13 protein-coding genes and 1 pseudogene are annotated in these 17,570 nt (G+C 68.1%); 3 read left to right on the top strand and 11 right to left on the bottom strand.

Translation table 11 applies throughout. From position 1 onward, the window contains the following. Positions 1-98: 98 nt before the first annotated feature. The 5 genes and pseudogenes from X946_RS04055 to X946_RS36025 all read right to left on the bottom strand — a co-directional run bounded on the left by X946_RS04055 (position 99) and on the right by X946_RS36025 (position 5,245). Positions 99-1,367 (bottom strand): oligosaccharide flippase family protein, encoded by a 1,269-nt coding sequence (locus X946_RS04055; protein WP_038744412.1) that lies wholly within the window; start codon positions 1,365-1,367, stop codon positions 99-101. Between the two features lie 76 nt (positions 1,368-1,443). Next, positions 1,444-2,640, bottom strand: coding sequence for a glycosyltransferase (locus X946_RS04050; RefSeq protein ID WP_038744411.1), 1,197 nt, complete (start codon positions 2,638-2,640; stop codon positions 1,444-1,446). A 32-nt stretch (positions 2,641-2,672) separates the two neighbouring features. Beyond that, positions 2,673-4,265, bottom strand: a complete 1,593-nt coding sequence (locus X946_RS04045; protein WP_038744410.1) for a mannose-1-phosphate guanylyltransferase/mannose-6-phosphate isomerase — start codon at positions 4,263-4,265, stop codon at positions 2,673-2,675. After that, a complete protein-coding gene (locus tag X946_RS04040; RefSeq protein ID WP_038744408.1) occupies positions 4,262-4,888 on the bottom strand; it encodes a GNAT family N-acetyltransferase in 627 nt (208 codons plus the stop codon). Before X946_RS04040 ends, X946_RS04045 begins: the two co-directional genes overlap by 4 nt. A gap of 17 nt (positions 4,889-4,905) precedes the next feature. Continuing rightward, positions 4,906-5,245 (bottom strand): annotated as a pseudogene (locus tag X946_RS36025) (hypothetical protein). Between the two features lie 18 nt (positions 5,246-5,263). Between X946_RS36025 and X946_RS04035 the strand changes: the two are divergent. The 3 genes from X946_RS04035 to X946_RS04025 all read left to right on the top strand — a co-directional run bounded on the left by X946_RS04035 (position 5,264) and on the right by X946_RS04025 (position 9,406). Beyond that, positions 5,264-6,553 carry a glycosyltransferase family 4 protein gene (locus X946_RS04035; protein ID WP_038744406.1) on the top strand — a complete coding sequence of 430 codons (1,290 nt, stop codon included), beginning with the start codon at positions 5,264-5,266 and terminating at the stop codon, positions 6,551-6,553. A 27-nt stretch (positions 6,554-6,580) separates the two neighbouring features. Further along, positions 6,581-7,270: a phosphatase PAP2 family protein gene (locus tag X946_RS04030; RefSeq protein ID WP_038744404.1), complete on the top strand. Its 690-nt coding sequence runs from the start codon at positions 6,581-6,583 to the stop codon at positions 7,268-7,270. A gap of 747 nt (positions 7,271-8,017) precedes the next feature. After that, positions 8,018-9,406 carry a sigma-54 dependent transcriptional regulator gene (locus X946_RS04025; RefSeq protein WP_038744401.1) on the top strand — a complete coding sequence of 463 codons (1,389 nt, stop codon included), beginning with the start codon at positions 8,018-8,020 and terminating at the stop codon, positions 9,404-9,406. A gap of 49 nt (positions 9,407-9,455) precedes the next feature. Here the strand turns inward: X946_RS04025 and X946_RS04020 are convergent, their stop codons facing one another. Genes X946_RS04020 through X946_RS03995 form a run of 6 tightly spaced genes read right to left on the bottom strand, consistent with a single transcriptional unit; the run spans position 9,456 to position 17,415 of the window. Beyond that, complete coding sequence (locus tag X946_RS04020) at positions 9,456-11,375, bottom strand: alpha/beta hydrolase (RefSeq protein WP_038744400.1); 1,920 nt, start codon at positions 11,373-11,375, stop codon at positions 9,456-9,458. Beyond that, entirely contained in the window at positions 11,372-13,891 is a 2,520-nt protein-coding gene (locus X946_RS04015) for a glycoside hydrolase family 2 protein (RefSeq protein ID WP_038744398.1), read from the bottom strand. Before X946_RS04015 ends, X946_RS04020 begins: the two co-directional genes overlap by 4 nt. Further along, entirely contained in the window at positions 13,888-14,976 is a 1,089-nt protein-coding gene (locus tag X946_RS04010; protein WP_038744396.1) for a DUF1839 family protein, read from the bottom strand. The genes X946_RS04015 and X946_RS04010 overlap by 4 nt, the downstream gene beginning before the upstream one ends. Next, positions 14,973-15,947 (bottom strand): amino acid--[acyl-carrier-protein] ligase, encoded by a 975-nt coding sequence (locus tag X946_RS04005; RefSeq protein ID WP_081989329.1) that lies wholly within the window; start codon positions 15,945-15,947, stop codon positions 14,973-14,975. Before X946_RS04005 ends, X946_RS04010 begins: the two co-directional genes overlap by 4 nt. Then, a complete protein-coding gene (locus X946_RS04000) occupies positions 15,944-17,167 on the bottom strand; it encodes an acyl-CoA dehydrogenase family protein (RefSeq protein ID WP_038744393.1) in 1,224 nt (407 codons plus the stop codon). The genes X946_RS04005 and X946_RS04000 overlap by 4 nt, the downstream gene beginning before the upstream one ends. Next, entirely contained in the window at positions 17,164-17,415 is a 252-nt protein-coding gene (locus tag X946_RS03995; protein ID WP_038744391.1) for an acyl carrier protein, read from the bottom strand. Before X946_RS03995 ends, X946_RS04000 begins: the two co-directional genes overlap by 4 nt. Positions 17,416-17,570 lie beyond the last annotated feature (155 nt).

Below are 17,570 nucleotides of genomic sequence, written 5' to 3'. Positions count from 1 at the left end.
TCGCTCGCCAGTCGCCAGTCGCCCGACGTCAGACATCGGCCATCAGCCATCAGCCATCAGGCTCAGGCTCAGGCTCAGGCTCAGGCTCAGGCTCAGGCTCAGGCATCCGCCGCGGGCCGCGGCGCAGGCCGCGCGAAGATCGACACGCGGCGCCGGTACAGCACGTACGCGAGCGTCGCGGCGACCGCCGTCTCGGCGATCAGCACCGCGGCGGCCGCTCCCTGCTCGGCGAAGAACTTCGCGAGCAGCGGCAGCAGCGCGACGTTCAGCACGCCGGACGAAATCAGCACGCGGCTGAACGCGGTCTTCATGCCGAGCGGAAGCATCGTCTGCACGCCGAACAGATCGGTCATGCCGGCCATGAACGGAATGAACGCCATGCAGCGCAGCACGCCGACGGTGGGCTCGTAGGTCGAGCCGTACAGGATGTGCACGGCGAGCGGCGCGAGCGCGAAGATCGCGAGCGAGATCGTGAGCACCATCGCGCCCTGCACGACGAGCAGCTTGCGCAGAAACGACATCGCGTCCTCGCGCGCATGGTGCATCAGATAGCTGACGTGCGGATATGCAGCCGCCTTCAGCGGCTGCAGCAGGCTGATCGCCGAGCGGATCAGCTTGTCGCCGGCGGCGAAGTAGCCCGCCGCGACGTTGCCCGACACGAAGCCGAGCAGCACCGTGTTCGTCGATGCGTAGAACGCCACCGACGTCGACGCGAGAAACACCTGCCAGCCGCCCTTGAGCGCCGCTGCGACGTCGGCTGCGCCGATGCGCACGAACTCGACTTCGCGTTGCACGATCAGATAGCCGAACACGAGCACGCCGCAGACGAGCGGCACCGCCGCGTTGATCGCGACGGCGTCGATCAGGTCGGCGGGCGAGCGCACGAGCAGATACATCGCCGGCACGCTGAGCGCGCGGCACGCGAACAGCGTCATGCTGTAGATGCGCAGCTTCTGGATGCCCTGGAAATACCAGCCGGGCGTGAGCGCCGCGCCGACCGTCATCCCGAAGCCGATCACGAGCAGTGTGCGATCGATCGCGAAGCGGTCGATCACGAACGTGAGCGCGAGCAGGATCGCGAAGCCCGCCGCCGTGATCGCGGCCTGCGCCGCGAACGTCGCCCAGAAGATCTTCGAGCGCGCCGCGAGATCGTCGTGCGCGAGCGCGACGCGCGGCGTCGCGGTCAGATCGAAGCTGTAGTTCGTGAAGTTGATGAAGTACGTGATGACGGCGAGCACGAGCGACAGCTGTCCGTAGGCTTCCGGCCCGAGTACGCGCGTGAGGAGCGGCAATGTGACGAGCGGCACGACGTAGGTCGAGATCTGCAGCGTCATCAGCAGCAGAAAGTTCTTGCGGACGGTCGTCATGCGTGGCCTTCGCGTCGCACGGGCGACATCGTGTCGCGCGCGCTCGTGGCGCGCGCGATGGGGTAAATCGGGTCGATCAATCGCATTGCGGCGCGAGTTCCCGGGCTTCGTCGGCGCTCAGCTGCAGCAGCGCGCTCAGGCGTTCGGCGTAATGCTGTCGCGTGTAGAGCGACCAGTCGTAGCGGCGCTGCGGGTCGCGCAGGTGCGCGCGCAGCGCGTCGAGCGCTTGCGCGAGGCTCGCGTCGTTGCGCGCGTAACGGATCTTGTTGCCGATCTCGTCGCCGAAGCTCGACAGGCTGCCGACGTCGTGGACGAGCACGGGCAGCCCGATCATCGCCGCCTCGACGATCACGAGCGGCGCATTCTCCGCCCACACCGACGGCAGCACGAGCGCATCGTGCTCGCGCAGCGCGACGAAGAGCTGCGCGTGATCGAGGCGGCCGGCGAAACGCAGCTGGCCCGACGCGAGCAGCTCGGCGTACTTGCTTTCGAGCGTCGCGCGCTGGCCGCCGTCGCCGTAGACGGTCACGCTCGCGATGCGTTCGAAGCGCGATGCGCGCGCGAGCTCGAGGAATTCGTCGAGCCCCTTTTCGGGATCGATGCGGCCGACGAACGCGAGATCGAGCCGCTCGCGATCCGCGCATTTCGGCTCGCGCGCCGTGAGCGCGGTGCTGACCGGATTGTGCAGCAGCGCGGTGCGCGTGATGCCGCGCTGCGCGAGCGCATCGCGCATGTACGGGCTCGGGCAGAGCAGCAGATCGAACACGTCGGCCGGCTGCACGAGCGCGTCGATCGCGTGCCAATGCAGCTTCTTGATCGCGTCGTGCAGCGCGCCGCGCGGGCTCGAGCGCTCGAAGAGCCGCGTGCGGCGCGTGAGCGCGTCGAGCGGCAGCGGCGTCGCGCGGCCGCCCGGATACGTGAGCAGGTTCGGGTTGTAGAAGACGAGATGGTAGTCGTGGCACGTGAGGTACACGCGACAGCCGGCGCGCCGCTTGTAGCGTGCGATCACCGGCACGACGGAAGGCGACAGCAGGTTGTGGTAGTTGTGCACGAGCACGCGCTGCGGCGCCTCTCGTTCGAGGGCGGCCGCGAGCGCGCGCGCGGCGGGCGCGTTCCATGCGCGCGCCGCGCCGTTCGACGCGCCTTCGAACGCGCTCTCGTCGAACTTCGCGACTTCGACGCCCGGCTGCGCGCGCAAGACGTCGACCGATGTCCGGTAGACCTCTTCGGCGCCGCCCTTGCGGGCGAAATCGTTGATGACCAGTACTTTCATGCGAAACGACGCGGGCGGTTCGCCCGCGTTTGTCAGTGCTCGCCGAGCGCGCGGACGGGCTCGGCGGTGGGCGCGAGCTCGGCTGCGGCCGGCTTCGCCGCTTCGGGCGCGGGTTGCGCGCTCGCGCGGCCGTAACGGTCGTCGAAGCGAACGATGTCGTCTTCGCCGAGATAGTCGCCCGATTGGACTTCGATGATCTCGAGCGCGATCTTGCCCGGATTCTCCAAGCGGTGAACCGCGCCGACCTCGATGTACGTCGATTCGTTCTCGCTCAGGAGGAACGTCTCGTCGCCGCGCGTGACCTTCGCGGTGCCGCGCACGACGATCCAGTGCTCGGCGCGATGATAGTGCATCTGCAGCGACAGCTGCTTGCCCGGATCGACGACGATGCGCTTCACCTGGAAGCGCTCGCCGCGATCGATCGAATCGTAGTAGCCCCACGGGCGCTGCACCTTGCGGTGGTCCCGCACCTGCTCGTGCTGGCCGGACTTCAGGCGCGCGACGACGGTCTTCACGTCCTGCACGCGATGCTTGTTCGCGACGAGCACCGCATCCGGCGTTTCGACGACGACCACGTCCTTCAGCCCGACGCACGCGATGAGCCGGCCTTCGGAGCGCGCGAAGCTGTCTTCGGTGCCTTCGAACAGCACCTCGCCGCGCGCGACGTTGCCTGCTTCGTCCTTCGGCAGCAGTTCCCAGATCGCGTCCCACGAGCCGACGTCGGACCAGCCCGCCGCGAGCGGCACGATCACGCCCGGGATGCCGAGCGCGCGCGCGCCTGTCAGGCGCTCCATCACCGCGTAATCGATCGAGTCGGACGGGCATGCGGCGAATTCGGCCGCGTCCGCCTTGAAGAACTGGCCGTCGTTCGTGCCGTTGCGCCACGCGGCTTCGCAAGCCGCATGCATGTCCGGCTGCAGCGCGCGGATCGCGGCGAGCCATGTCGACGCGCGCACGACGAAGATGCCGCTGTTCCACCAATAATCGCCGGATTGCAGGTATTGCTGCGCGAGCTCCTGATGCGGCTTTTCGACGAAGCTGTCGATCGCGTGGCCGCTTGAGGCATCGTGCGAATCCGCGAGCGGCGCGCCCACCTTGATGTAGCCGTAGCCCGTCTCGGCGCGGCGCGGCAGCACGCCGAGCGTGACGATCGCGCCGTCTTGCGCGTAGCGCGCCGCTTGCGCGACCGCATCTTGGAACGCGCGCGTGTCGGACACCGCATGATCGGCGGGCATCGCCGCGAGCACCGGATCGCCGTGATGCGCGAGCGCTTCGAGCGCGGCGAGCGTGAGCGCGGGCGCCGTGTTGCGCGCGGCCGGCTCGAGCAGGATGCGCGCGCGCAGCCCGCGGGCGCTCACTTGCGCGGCGCTTGTGAAGCGATGCTGTTCGCCGCAGACGAGCAGCAGCGTGTCGGCGAGCTCGGCATTTGCAATGCCCGTCAAGCGGCGCGCGGTCGAGGACAGCGGCGATTCGTCGGCGATCAAGTCGATCAGCTGTTTCGGATGGTGTTCGCGCGACAGCGGCCAGAGGCGCGTGCCGGAGCCGCCCGCGAGAATCACGGGCAGGATGCGCGGCGGCGCCGGTTGCGGCGCGGCGGAAGTCGGGTTCGTAGCGAGATCGGTCATCGGTTCATTCCGGAATCGGCCGGAAGGCGGCCGGCGAGCGCGTAGCGCTCGTTGGTGGAGTCGGCGTCGGCTTGGCGCGTCGTGCGCGGTGCAGCCGTTGCAACGGCGCCCGCGCTCGTCGCGGTGCCGACGCGATCGAGCAGATCGCGCACGGCCTTCGACGGGCTGCTCGCCGGGCGCAGCATGCCGATGTACGGCGCGCCGTGCTCGAGATACGGCCCGTCGACCTTGCGGAAGCCGAAGCGGCTGTAAAAGTCTTCGCGGTGCGCGCTCACCTGCACGCGCACCGGCGCATCGGGCCAGCGCGCGTGCGCGGCGGCCAGCACGTGTTCGATCAACGCGTCGATCGTGCGGTCGTCACGATGCGCGGCGCTCGTCAGGATCTTGTCGATCGTCGTTTCGGGATCGATGTCGTCACCCGGCAAGAGACGCGCGTAGGCGGCGATCGACGGCCGTTCGCCGCGCTTGTCCGTTGCGAACACGTGGATAGCGAATTCGTCCTTGCCGTCGATGTCGAGATACGTGTGCGCATCCTCGACGACGAGGACTGCATTGCGTGCGCGAAGGATCATGTAAAGCTCGTTCGAATTCAGATACCTGAATTCGCAGCATGTCCAGTCCATGATGGAGATTCCTCGGTTCAGGGCCGCGTGCCGCGTCGTGCGGCGCGGGTTTGGTGCGCCGCGACATGAGAAGTTTCCGATGCGGCCTATGGACGCAACGATACGAGCGGACCTCCGGCCGTTCTGTTCGAAAGCGTACCGTGCGCGTTGCGAGCGGGACGCGGTGTGCGGCGCGCCGCCGATGTGTGCGGTGCACACGAGGCGCGGCGCCGATCCCTGCGTACTGTGCGCTTCCGCACATAGGGCGTGCGAGCTTGTTCGGATAATGGCCGCGATGCGATGACGACGCGCCACCGTGCCACCCGCGCCGCTCGCTGACGACGCGACCTGCGTTCGATTCGACGCGCCTTTGCGCACATCAAAAGGACTTCCTGTTTGAAGGTAGCAATCGTTCACGACTGGCTGGTGGTGTATGGCGGCGCGGAGCGCGTGCTTGCGCAGATGATCGACTGTTTTCCGCAGGCCGACATCTACAGCCTCGTCGATTTTCTCGACGACCGCTCGTGCCTGCGTGGCCGGCCGGTACACACTTCGTTCATCCAGAAATTGCCGTTCGCGCGCAGCAAGTACCGTAGCTACCTGCCGCTCTTTCCGCTCGCGATCGAGCAGTTCGATCTGTCCGGCTACGACCTGATCCTGTCGAGTTCGTATGCGGTCGCGAAGGGCGTGCTGAACGGCCCGGACCAACTGCACGCGAGCTACGTGCATTCGCCCGTTCGCTATGCGTGGGATCTGCAGCATCAGTATCTGAACGAGGCGGGGCTCGCGCGCGGCGTGAAATCCGCGCTCGCGCGCACGCTGCTGCATTACATCCGCAATTGGGATGCGCGCTCCGCGAACGGCGTCGATCTGCTCGCGGCGAACTCGCACTTCGTCGCGCGCCGCATTCGTAAGACGTATCGCCGCGACGCGACGGTCATCTATCCGCCCGTCGACGTCGATCATCTCGCGCTGCGCGACACGAAGGAAGATTTCTATCTGACCGCGTCGCGCCTCGTGCCCTACAAGCGCATCGACCTGATCGTCGAGGCGTTCTCGCACATGCCGTCGCGCCGGCTCGTCGTGATCGGCGACGGCCCCGAGGCAGAGAAGATCCGCGCGCTCGCGGGGCCGAACGTCACGCTGCTCGGCTATCAGTCGTTCGACGTGCTGCACGATCATCTGCAGCGCGCGAAGGCGTTCGTGTTCGCGGCGGAAGAGGATTTCGGCATTTCGCCCGTCGAGGCGCAGGCATGCGGCACGCCCGTGATCGCGTACGGCAAGGGCGGCGTGTGCGAATCGGTGCGCGCGGCGGGCCCGGTGCCGACAGGGCTTTTCTATGCGAAGCAGACGTGCGACGCGCTGATCGATGCAATCGACCGGTTCGAGGCAATGCCCGCGGGTACGTTCGATCCGCACGCGTGCCGCGCAAACGCGCAGCGCTTCAGCGCCGCGCGATTCCGCTCGGCATTCTCGCGTTTCGTGCTCGAAGGCTACGCCGCGCTGCAAGCGGAATTGGGCGAGACTTCCGGCGCCGCGCCGGCGCACAACGCCTCGATCGTCGCCTCGGCGCAGGCCGAGCCGCTCGCATCGGGCGTCGCGACGGACGACGGCGCGTCCGTCGAGCGCGCCGCGCCGACCTCGCCGCTCGACGCCTCCCGAAGCGACACGCTCGCGCGCATCTGAGCGCGAGCGTTTCCTCGATCCGACGCAATGCGACTTCTTTTCCTGCTGACCAATTTTGGCGATCCGTTTCTCACGGCGCCGCTCGCCGTCGCGGTGCTGAGCTGGCTCGCGGCGACCGGGCGCCGTCGCGCCGCGCTTTATTGGGCGTTCGGCTTCGCTTGCGCGGCGGGTCTCGTCGCGTTGACGAAATTTGTCTATGCGGGCTGGGGAATCGGCATTGCCGCGTGGCGTTTCACCGGTGTAAGCGGTCACACGATGCTCGGCGCGGCGGTGTATCCGCTCGTCGCGGCGATCTGCGTGCGCGACGCGCACGTGCGGCGCGCGATCGCGGCGGGCCTCGCATTCGCGCTCGCGATCGGCGTTTCGCGCGTGCTGCTCGGATTTCATTCGTGGTCCGAAATCGCATCGGGCTGGCTGGTCGGCGCGGGCGTCGCGCTGCTGACGGCAAGCCGTTTGCGTCGCGCAAGCGCCGCACAAGCCGATCCGGCGGGTTCGGCACCGCTACGCGCACGCCGCATTGAGCGCGTGCGCGCCGGCGCCATCGCGGTACGGCGTCCGGCAAGCGTTTCGCGATCGACGATCCTGTTCGTCGCGGCTGCCTGCACGATCGCGGTGTCGTGCTACGGGCGCAGCGCGCCCGTGAGCGCATGGATCTCGCACGCGGCGCCGAAAATCGCGGAATGGAGCCGTGTCTGGCTCGACGACGATGCGCGCTGAACGCGCGAGGCACATTCAAGCGGCATAAACGAGGTACACGGACAACTCGAAGAGACTTTCAATGAAACGATCGAACGGAATTGCACACATGTCTTATCTCAATAATATCGGGCGCAAAACGGCGGATCTGGAGGAATTTGTTTCATTCATACACAAACATTACGGCGCGACTGCGCGACAATGAGCGGGCAGGGGTGAAAGTGTCCTATTCGGGCCGTGTCAATTGCCCAATAAATGGTCAACGATGGTCAAATCACGGTTGGAAATCGATCGCAAAAGAGCGCGAATGGTAGAGTAACTTCGACAGTCGGCTTCACGAGCACGACGCTGTAAAGCCATCCTGAGAGCGAGGTGAAAAAGATCACGCGGCATGCCGCGCGATCCGACCGGACGAGTTCAACGAGCCCGGCCAACGGGCGATTCGACGTGTGCCTCGGCTTTCGGAGCCGGCCATGCGTCGCTCGTTCAGGGCCGCTTGCCGATTGCGCGGCGCGCCGCATGAATGAAAACGCGGCCGAAACGATACGTCGCCGCTTTCTTTGCGAAATCTAACCATCAATCAGAGACCAACGAGGCATCTGACGTGCGCTCCCGAACGATACGAACGGGTGCGTCCCGGCATCGTGTACGGGCGGGGCGCGACACCCTCCCATCTCGCACTGTATTGCCGGTAGGCGGACGATCGTCGGCTTTCGCCCACACACGAATTCGTCGAGTCACACAGTCAGTTCATGATCGGAGGCACCAATGACGACTAGCGCGATCATCGGGGGTCTCTCCCGGGGATCTATCCGACAGCGACCGTTGATTTACTGGACGCATCAGCCATCGACGCTGCTGCGCAAGGAGCTCGCGCGCCGCGACTGGAAGATCTCCATGGTCACGAGCGCGAACCAGGTGCGCACGACGGCGGGCGAAGTGACGGGCGGCATCCTCGATCTGAGCGCGGTGTCGAGCGGCGAGATGAACGCGGTCGCGGCCGTGTGCGCGTCGCTGCGCAACGTCGCGTGGGTCGCGCTCGTCGAAGCGCATCAGGCGAACGTGCCGGAAGTGCGCGCGCTGCTGCGCGATTACTGCTTCGACTACATCACGCTGCCCGCGTCGCACCAGCGGATCGCGGACGCGGTCGGCCACGCATACGGGATGGAGTGCCTGTTCGCGCCGAGCACGGCGCCCATCGCGTCCGCCGATCAGGGGATGATCGGCACCTGCGATGCGATGCTGCAATTGTTCGACACGGTGCGCCGCATCGCGCGCACCGACGCGCCCGTGCTCGTGTCGGGCGAAACGGGCACCGGCAAAGAGCTCACCGCGGCCGCGATCCATCAGCATTCCGCGCGCCGCACGGGGCCGTTCGTCGCGGTCAACTGCGGCGCGATTCCGCCGCATCTGCTGCAGTCCGAACTGTTCGGCTACGAGCGCGGCGCGTTCACGGGCGCGAGCACGCGCAAGATCGGCCACGTCGAATCGGCGAACGGCGGCACGCTGCTGCTCGACGAGATCGGCGATCTGCCGCTCGAGAGCCAGGCGAGCCTGCTGCGCTTTCTGCAGGAGCGCACGATTCATCGGCTGGGCGGCAGCGATCCCGTGCCCGTCGACGTGCGCATCGTGTCGGCGACGCACGTCGACCTGCGCGGCGCGATGAACGAAGGGCGGTTCCGCGCGGACCTGTATCACCGCCTGTGTGTGCTGCGCGTCGATCAGCCGCCGCTGCGCGCGCGCGGCAAGGACATCGAGCTGCTCGCGCGGCACATGCTCGAGCGTTTTCGCGCCGATGCGCGGCATCGCGTGCGCGGCTTCTCGACCGACGCGATCTCGGCGCTCTACAAGCACGACTGGCCGGGCAACGTGCGCGAGCTCATCAATCGCGTGCGCCGCGCGCTCGTGATGGCGGAAGGGCGGCTCGTCACCGCGCACGATCTCGAGCTCGACCATTGCACCGAAGTCGCGCCGCTGTCGGTCGCGGCGATTCGCAAATCGATCGAGCGGGAAGTGATCGAGCTCGCGCTGCTGCGCAATCGCGGGCGTCTCGCCGGCACGGCGCGCGAGCTCGGCATCTCGCGCGCGACGCTGTATCGATGGATGGAAGCGTACGGCATCGAGCGTCCGCGCAGCACCACATCGACCGCCAACTGACGTGCCGGCGAGCCGAGGCGAATGCGGCGCGCTTGCGCGAGCGTCGTCGTCAGGGCGACGCGGCGGCATCGGCGGAAGCCGCGTGCGGCGCGCCGTGCCGTGCGCCCGTCGGCCGGGGTCGCAATTGCGGCCCGCGCGTCCTGTCTCCCCAGCCCGTCAGCGTGTCGATGCAGAGCTCGATGACCATCTCGGCGGCCGACGTGCCGTACACCGAATGATCGAGCAAGCGGATCATCTCGACGCTCACGAGCGGCGAGCGCTTGAATGCGCGGCGCGGCGAGCCGAAGTAGCGGGTGAACTCGTCGACGCCCGGATCGAAATCGCCGTAGACGAGCATCGTGTGGATGCTCCGGTCGGTGAGCGCCCTGATCAGGCCGCGCGGCGTGTCGGGTTTCGGCCGGCGGCCGAGCCGCTCCGCGAGGCGTCCCGCCGGCGCGCTCAGGCGCGCGGTGACGTGGCGGCGCAGCGCGCTCAGCACCGGGCGCAGATCGCGGCCCTCGCGCAGCAGACGGCGCCATTTGCTCCAGTCTCGCATCGATGCGAGATAGCCGCGCGCGGAATTCGTCTGCTGTTTGCGCGCCTCGGCGATCGTGAGCCCGCGCGGCCAGATGAAGCGCGGCAGATTGACCGCGATCACGCCGGCCGCCGCGCGCGCGTGCGCGGCCGCATGCAGCGCGGCGAACGCGCCCGAGCACACGCCGAACGCGACGACCTGCCGCCGGCAGCGCGCGCCGAGCCAGTCGACGGCCGTGGCGACGTCCGCGATGGCCGGATCGGAATACAGCACTTCGGCCTGATCGTCCGGCGCGTGCGCGCCGCTGTCGCCGATGCCTTCGATGTCGATCCGCAGCGACGCGATGCCGCGCTGCGCAAGCGTGCGCGCGAGACGCACGCCGATGCGGCCGTCCGCGCTTCGCGGGTTCGCCGCGGTGTTCGCGATCAGCAGGCAAGGCGTGCCGGCGCGCGCGGGCGCGACGGGCTCGCACAGCGTGCCGACGAGCCGCTTCGGTCCGATGTGGACGAGCGTTTCGGCGATGCCGTCGAACGCGAACGTGATGGGTGACGCGGCATTCGGCGCGGGCGCATGATGACGCGCGTCGCGCGATGCGATGGTGATCGCGTCGTCGTGCGCATGCGCGGCGGCCGCGCGATCGGCGTGGCCGGCCGCGATCGGTTCCGCTGCCGCCGCCTGTTCGCCGAGGCCGATCCAGCGCGCGACGGATTCGAGCGCCGCGTGCGGCACGCGCGAGCGCGCGCCTTCCTGCAGCGCGTTCGGCCACCCCGGGAACGATTCGATGTGCGTCGACACGCCGCGCGCGACGAGCGCGGCGCGCAGCGCGGGACTGTCCCCATAGTCGGTGTCGACGAGCAACGCGGCGCGCGGCAGCGCGATCGTCGTCGCGACCGCGTTGCTCAAATCGACTTGCTTCAGATCGGCGACGAAATCGGCCGGGTAGCGATGGCCGAGAATGTTGAGCCACGGTTCCACGTGATGCTGCTCGCGGATCGCGGGCGGCGTTGTATCCAGCCAGCGCTTTTGGACGATCGACAACTCACGCAGATACGCGCGGCCGCGCACCACGGGCGCGAGCCCGACGAACGCATCGACGGCGGGCGCGTCGTCGCCCGCGAGCGCGAGCATCGCGAACGCGGCGCCCGCGCGCAGGCCGACGAGCGTGACGCCATCGACGCTCGCTTGATCGCGCAGCACGGCGAGCGCGCGGCGCACGCTCGCGACGCTCGCGGGCAGCCGGCCCGGCGCGAGATCGTCGCCCGCCGAATCGCCCGCGCACGGGTAATGAAAGCGCAACACCCACATGCCGTCTTCGGCGAGGCGCTCGGCGAGCGCGCGGACCACTTTGTGCGTCCACAGCGCTTCGTGCCCGAGCGCCTCGCAGATGAGGACGCCGCGCCGCGTGCGTCCCTCATGCAGCCATCCTAAGCAATCGTCGAATCTGACTGGTCTCAATTTTCTATCCTCGGGCGAATGGTCTTGTTGGAATTCAGTGCTCGCACCTCGATCGCGGGCGGCGCAGCGAGGGCGGCGGACGCGTCGGGCGGATTGTCATGGGAATGGGGAGAGTGAGGGTCGGCGGCGAGCTCGATCCGCGCGGCGGCACCCGGCGCGAGATGAAACCAGTCGATGTCGGGCAGCAGCCCGGGCGCGGACACGTGCACGTAGCGCGCGAACGTACGCGTCTGCACGTCGACGCACCAGCGGCCGTCGCGATAGGCGGCGCTCGCCTCGAGGCCGATGTCGGCGCGCTCGAACACGGTCGGCGCGGTGCGTTCTGGGAAGTGGAACGCTTGCGAAAGCAGCGCGCCGTCGGCCGCGTGCAGCGATGCGATCACGACGTCGTGCTCGCGCGGGCCGAAGCGGTATGCGTACGTGAAGTCGAAGAAACGACCCAGCAGGTCGGCGGAGTTCACGCATTCGCCCGCGTGCGCGTCGATGCGCAACGTGCGGCCGGCGCGCGCGATCGGCGTCTTCCCGTCGCGCAGCGCGACGAGCTCGATGCGCGCGTCGAGCGGCGTCGGCGCGTCGTTGAGCACATGCACGTCGAGGCCGTTGAGTCCCTCGTCGGTGAGCAGGATCTGCCGCGGCTGCGACACGCGCTTCAGCGCATGCCACGCGGATTTCGGCCGTCCGTGCGCGTCGACGAGGCCCCAGCCGGCGCCCGGCATCACATCCTGGAACTGCCAGACGAGCGCGCCCGCGCACGACGAGCCGACGCGCCGCCACTCCGACAGCGTCTGCGCGATGAGGTCGGCGACGATCGCGCGCGACAGCGTGAGATAGCGCGCCGGGTCGCAGCTGCGCAGACGCGCGGGCTCGACGCCGTACAGCGTGCGCAGATAGTGATCGCGCACGTCGTCGAAATCCCACGGCGCGCCCGGATCGCGCGGCACTGCGCGTTTCCATCTGGGCTCGTGCGCGGCGGGCGAGCCGATCGACGCGAGGGTTGCGTCGCACGGCACGTTCGCGAACGCGAGGCACTCGCTCGCGAAGCGCACGCCGGCGCGGCGCGCGTCTTCAGGCGGCCGCAGGTACGCGCCGACGCCGTAGTAGTGCGCGACGCCTTCGCGCGGCGCGAACGGCAGCACGCCGCCGTGCGGCGAATCGGCGACGTAGATCGCATCGGGCCGATGCGTGGCGCACAATTCGGCAAGCAGTTGCTCGGTCGCGGGCACGCGGCGCTCGTCGGGCGCAAGCCCGACCATCGCCGCCTGTTGCGCGATCTCACTGCCGCCGCACAGCACCGCGATCGACGGCCGCGCCGCATGCCGGCCGAGAAACTGCTCGGCCTCGCGCTTCAGCGATTCGGCAAAACGCGGATCGGCGCTCGGATAGTCGAAGTTCGCGAGCATGAAGTCCTGCCAGACGAGGAGCCCCAGCTCGTCGCACAGCGCATAGAACGCGTCGGCTTCGTAGGTCATCGTGCCGCCGACGCGGATCATGTTGCAGCCGGCGTCGCGCGCGAGCGCGAGCGCGCGGCGGTAGGCGGCCGGATCGGCTTGCAGGCCGAGCGGGTCGGCGCTCGTCCAGCATGCGCCGCGCGCGAAGACAGGCGTGCCGTTGACCGACAGCGCGAAGCCTCGGCCGTCGCCGCCGCGTTCGACGGCGATCGTGCGAAAGCCGGTTCGCGCGAGCGGAATCGTCGCGTCGCCGATTTCGACGCCGACGTCGTACAACTTCGGTTCGCCATGCGTGTGCGGCCACCACGGCGTGACGTTCGGAATCCTGAGCGTTGCGCGCGCGGTGCGCGGGCCGGTTGTCTCGAGCGTCGCCGCGTGCGCGCCGCACACGAGCCGCGCACGCATCGTTTGCGCGAGCGGCGCGGCGAATTCGAGCGTGGCGTCGAGCACGCCGTCGCGGCCGTCTAGCGTCGCGCGCAGCGTGTCGCGCACGATCGTCGGCGCGCCGGCCGGATTCACGATCTCGATCGAGCGCCACGGCCCGATCGGTTCGATCGCCGGGAACCAGCCCGGCATCCGGCCGAGAAACGTCGTGCGCACGCCGCGCAGCGCGGGCGTGTCGACGAGGCGCGTGCGCCAGCGCGCGCGGCCCCGCGGCGCATGCGCGGCGAGGTGGCGATCGAGCGAGCGGAAGCAGAGGGCAAGACGATTCGCACCGCCGAGCGTCACGGCGATGTCGTGCGCGACGTACATGTTGTCCGAGCAGAGCAGCAGCGCGTCGTCGAGCCAGACCTCGGCGATCGTCGCGAGCCCGTTCAGCCGGACGATGCGCGGCCCCGCGCCGTGCAGCGTCGTTCGATACCAGTAGTCGCTATCGCCGAGCGGATACGGATGCGCCGGATCGAAGCGCCGCGCGCCGGCAAGCGCCTGCGCGACCGTGCCGGGCACGGGCGCGGCGCACCAGCCGGCTTCGGAGAGCTCGCTCGGCCGCGCGATCGCGCCGGCGGGCGTCGCGATCAACGTCCATTGAGCGGCGCTGCGCGCCACGCGATCCGGCGCGGATTTCATCTGACCGTGGAGACGGGCCTCGGCGGCACGTACAGCGTGCCGAACGGCGGATTCGGCTCGGCCTTGCCGGGCGGCGCGATTCGCGCGACGCCGTCGACGAGCGAGGCGTACGCGCGCTCGAGAATGTCGAGACTGCTCTCGCCGCGTTCCTCCTTGCCGCGTGCGCTCGCACGCGCGAGGCGGAATTCGAGCACCATCGATTCGGACGCGATCGTGTCGCACGCGGCGACGAGCGTGTCGAACGCGCCGTTGCAGCCGCTCGCCTCGAGCCAGCGCAGATAGCGGCCGAACAGCTCGAAGTTCGCGCCGAGCTGGCGCAGCGTATTGAACGAATACACGTGGAAGTACGAGATCGGCCGCGACGCGATCGTCTTCGCGTCGCGCGCGAGCTGCTCGCGGAACGCGGCGATCGGGTTCGATGCGGGCCGGCGCTTCAGATGGCGCGCGAGGAGGCCGAGCGACGCTGCGCACAGCTCGCGTTCCTCGAGCGGCTTGAACCGCCGCTTCGCGCATTCGACGTACGGCACGAGCTGCGTCGGCCCGTGCTTGCCGAACAGGCCGTCGTAATCGATGCCTTCCGCGAGGTAATAGCCGCTGTTGTGGAAGTAGCCGACGCGGCGGCGTTCGCGATCGATCGCGTCGATGCCGATCGTCGTTTTCGTGTGCTCGGTCTGATAGCTGTTGCCGCGCGTGTCGGGCAGATACCATGCGTCGACTTCGACGAGCATCAGGTTGCCGCGCGCGACCTGGTTCTCGACGTGCGCGTCGACGGGTTCGAAGATCGCGTGCTCCTGCACGACGATTCCGTACAGCGTCTCGAGATCCTCGAACGGAAACTTGAAGAACGAGAACTGGTCGCCCTCGAAGTCGAGCGTGATCGTAAACGGCAGCGCCGCGTACGGATTGAGCCCCCACCAGCCGAGCACCTCGATCCACAGATCGACGTAGCAGTTGGTTTGCTTCCAGACCATCTGCGGCCCGTGCAGCGCGTGCGGGCGGTAGTGTCGCACGCGATGCCGGATGTCGGTGAAGATTTCTTCGAGCGACGCGCCGTTCGCCGGCGCGTCGAGCAGGATGCTGCTCATCGATGTCCCCACAGTACGTCGCGTACCGCTTGCGGCCATGCGTCCGGATCGAAGCCGTGATGCCTGAAGAGGCCGAGCGTCAGGCGCTCGAGGCCGAAGCCCACGCAGCCCGTGTGCGCGACCGCGGCCTCGGCCGTCTTGATGCCCCACAGCAGGCCGAAGTGGTCCATGTGGTAGTTGAAGCTCAGGCACGCGGTCAGGCGGCCGTCGTATTCGATCGGAATCAGGAGTTCGAACTTCAGGTTCTGATCGCGCTGGCTGCTCGCGACGATCTTGCCGCCGCGGCCGAAAAACGGATCGTTCGCGAGATCGATGCTGTTCGGCAACTGCAGCGCGTCGATCATTCGCGTGCCGCGCTCGATCCAGTCCTGGCGGAACGCGAGGATCTGCTCGGGTGTGCCGATCCGGATGTATTCGCGCATCCGGAACAATTGCATGCGCGTCGGATCGAGCGACGGCTCGTGGCGGAAGCAGTACGAGAACGCATCGACGATCCGGCCGTCGGCGGGCAGCGCGCCGCGCTGCGCGACGACCGGATAGACCGGGTAGCATGCGGCGGGCGTCATCACGACATAGGTCGGCTTCTGATTCTCGGTCCAGTCGTCGCCGCGATCGAGGCATTGCAGCACGCGCTGGTGATCGTGCTCGTTGCCGCAAAAACTGTGCACGGTGCCCGCGAGTTGCGGGAAGCTCTTCAGATATTCGCTGCGCTCGAACTCGGGGCGGCTCATCGCGGGCGGGAAGCGCAGCACTTCCGCGTGCTGGTCGGCGCCAAGGCGCGTGATGTAGCCGTCGAGCGCGTCGACGACGCGTTCGAACTTCTCGCTGCGGCCGAACAGGCCCTGAATGCCCGTCGAGATCAGCAGCCCCGCTTCGACGAGTTCGTCGCGCAACGGGTTCACGCCGCCGCGATCGATGGGCGCCCGAGCCGCTTCGGCCGCGCGCGCGGAAGGGTTGGTCATGTCGTTCAAATCTCTCTCTCCAGCGTTGCGGGACGCAACGCGAGCAGCAGGTTCGCCGTGTTGGCTTCGATGCGATCGTTGCTGATCATGAGCGGCGCCGAATGCAGGTCGCGGATGTGGCGGCCGAGCGTGTATGGCGTGCCGTTCTTGTACGACGCCATCCCGCAGATCATCGTCGCGTGCTTGACCACGTCGAGCGCGGTCGTCGACACGTAAGTCTTCAGCGTGTTGATCTCGGCCGCCTGCGCCATCGACGCGGACCACGAGCGCGCGGCGCTCTGCTCGTGCAGGCGCAGCGCGCCGTCGATGCGCGCCTGCATCGCCTGCAGCAGCGCGAGCGCGTCGGCGATCCGGCGGCCGGACGGCGGCAGCGTGCCGCCTTGCTTTTGCATCTGCGCGCGGAAGAACTGATGCGCGCGCAGGAACGCGTCGTTCGCGATGCCGGTCCACACGGCCGCCCACAGGATGTGCGACGTCGGCACCATGGTCCGCTCGGCGATCTGCGCGAACGGCACCGGGAAGATCTGCTCGCAATAGCCGCGCGCGTCGAGCGCGAAGCCTTCGCTGCAGGTGCCGCGCATGCCGAACGTATCCCAGCCGCTGCGGCGCGTGAGGGTTGCGTTTTCCTTCAGCAGCGTGACGAGCACCTGCTCGGCGGCGGGCGCGTCGCGATCGCGCCGCGCGGTGACGAGGATCGCGTCGGCCTGCGCGCCGTACGAGATGGTCGGCGCGAGTTTCGCGAGCGTGAACATGTCGCCGTCCGCTTCGATCGCGCAGCGGCTGTTGCGCAGATTGCCGCCGACTTCCTCTTCGGACGTCGCCGAGGCGAGCAGCCATTCGCGCTCGGCGAGCTGCTCGATGAAGCGGCGATGCCAGTCGCTCGACAGCGCATGATCGACGATGCTGGCGACCTGCGTCTGATGCATCGCGTAGATCATCGCGGCCGACGAGCACGCCTGGCCGATGATCCCGCACGCGGCGGAAACGGCCGTGAGCGACGCGCCCCGGCCGCCCAGCTCGGTCGGCACGAGCGCGCCGAGCAGACGTTCTTCGCGCATCGCGTCGATCGCTTCGGTCGGAAAGCGCGCGTCGCGATCGACGGCATCGGCGAAGCGCGCTGCGACCTGCGCGACGCGGCGCGCTGCTTCGTTCAACGTATGATCTTCCGCAAGCGGGGATTCGACGGCAGCGACGCGTGCGCTGCCGGTTTCGGCGTCGAAGCGCTTCATGCGGATTGCTCGGCGCGCTGCAGTTGCGTGACGGCCCCGGCGAGCGAATCGATGCTTTGGAACAGCTGGCGATTCAGCATTTCGTCCGGAATCTCGATGTTGAAGTGCTTCTCGATGGCAAGCATCAGTTGAATCGTGTTCAGCGAAGACAGACCTGCCTCGTACAGATCGTCGCTGTCCGCGATGTGGTCGATCGACGCTTCGAGATGCGCGACGTCCTTGATGATTGTTCTCAATTCGTTTTTCATCTGGCGGCTCCGGCTTGAATGAGGTTCCCCGTACCTGCGGGCAAGACTCATGACGCCCGCGTGGCGTATCGTGGCTAGTAGACCATCGGGCATGCGGTGGTTCTGTTCGGCACCTAACCGACGTAGTCGCGCACCGCGCGGAGGGCGTGCACCGT

The sequence above is a fragment of the Burkholderia sp. ABCPW 111 genome (assembly GCF_000773065.1).
Taxonomy (GTDB): Bacteria; Pseudomonadota; Gammaproteobacteria; order Burkholderiales; family Burkholderiaceae; genus Burkholderia; species Burkholderia savannae.
The sequence above is the reverse complement of the archived record's forward strand: the minus strand, read 5'-3'. Positions and strand labels throughout refer to the sequence as shown.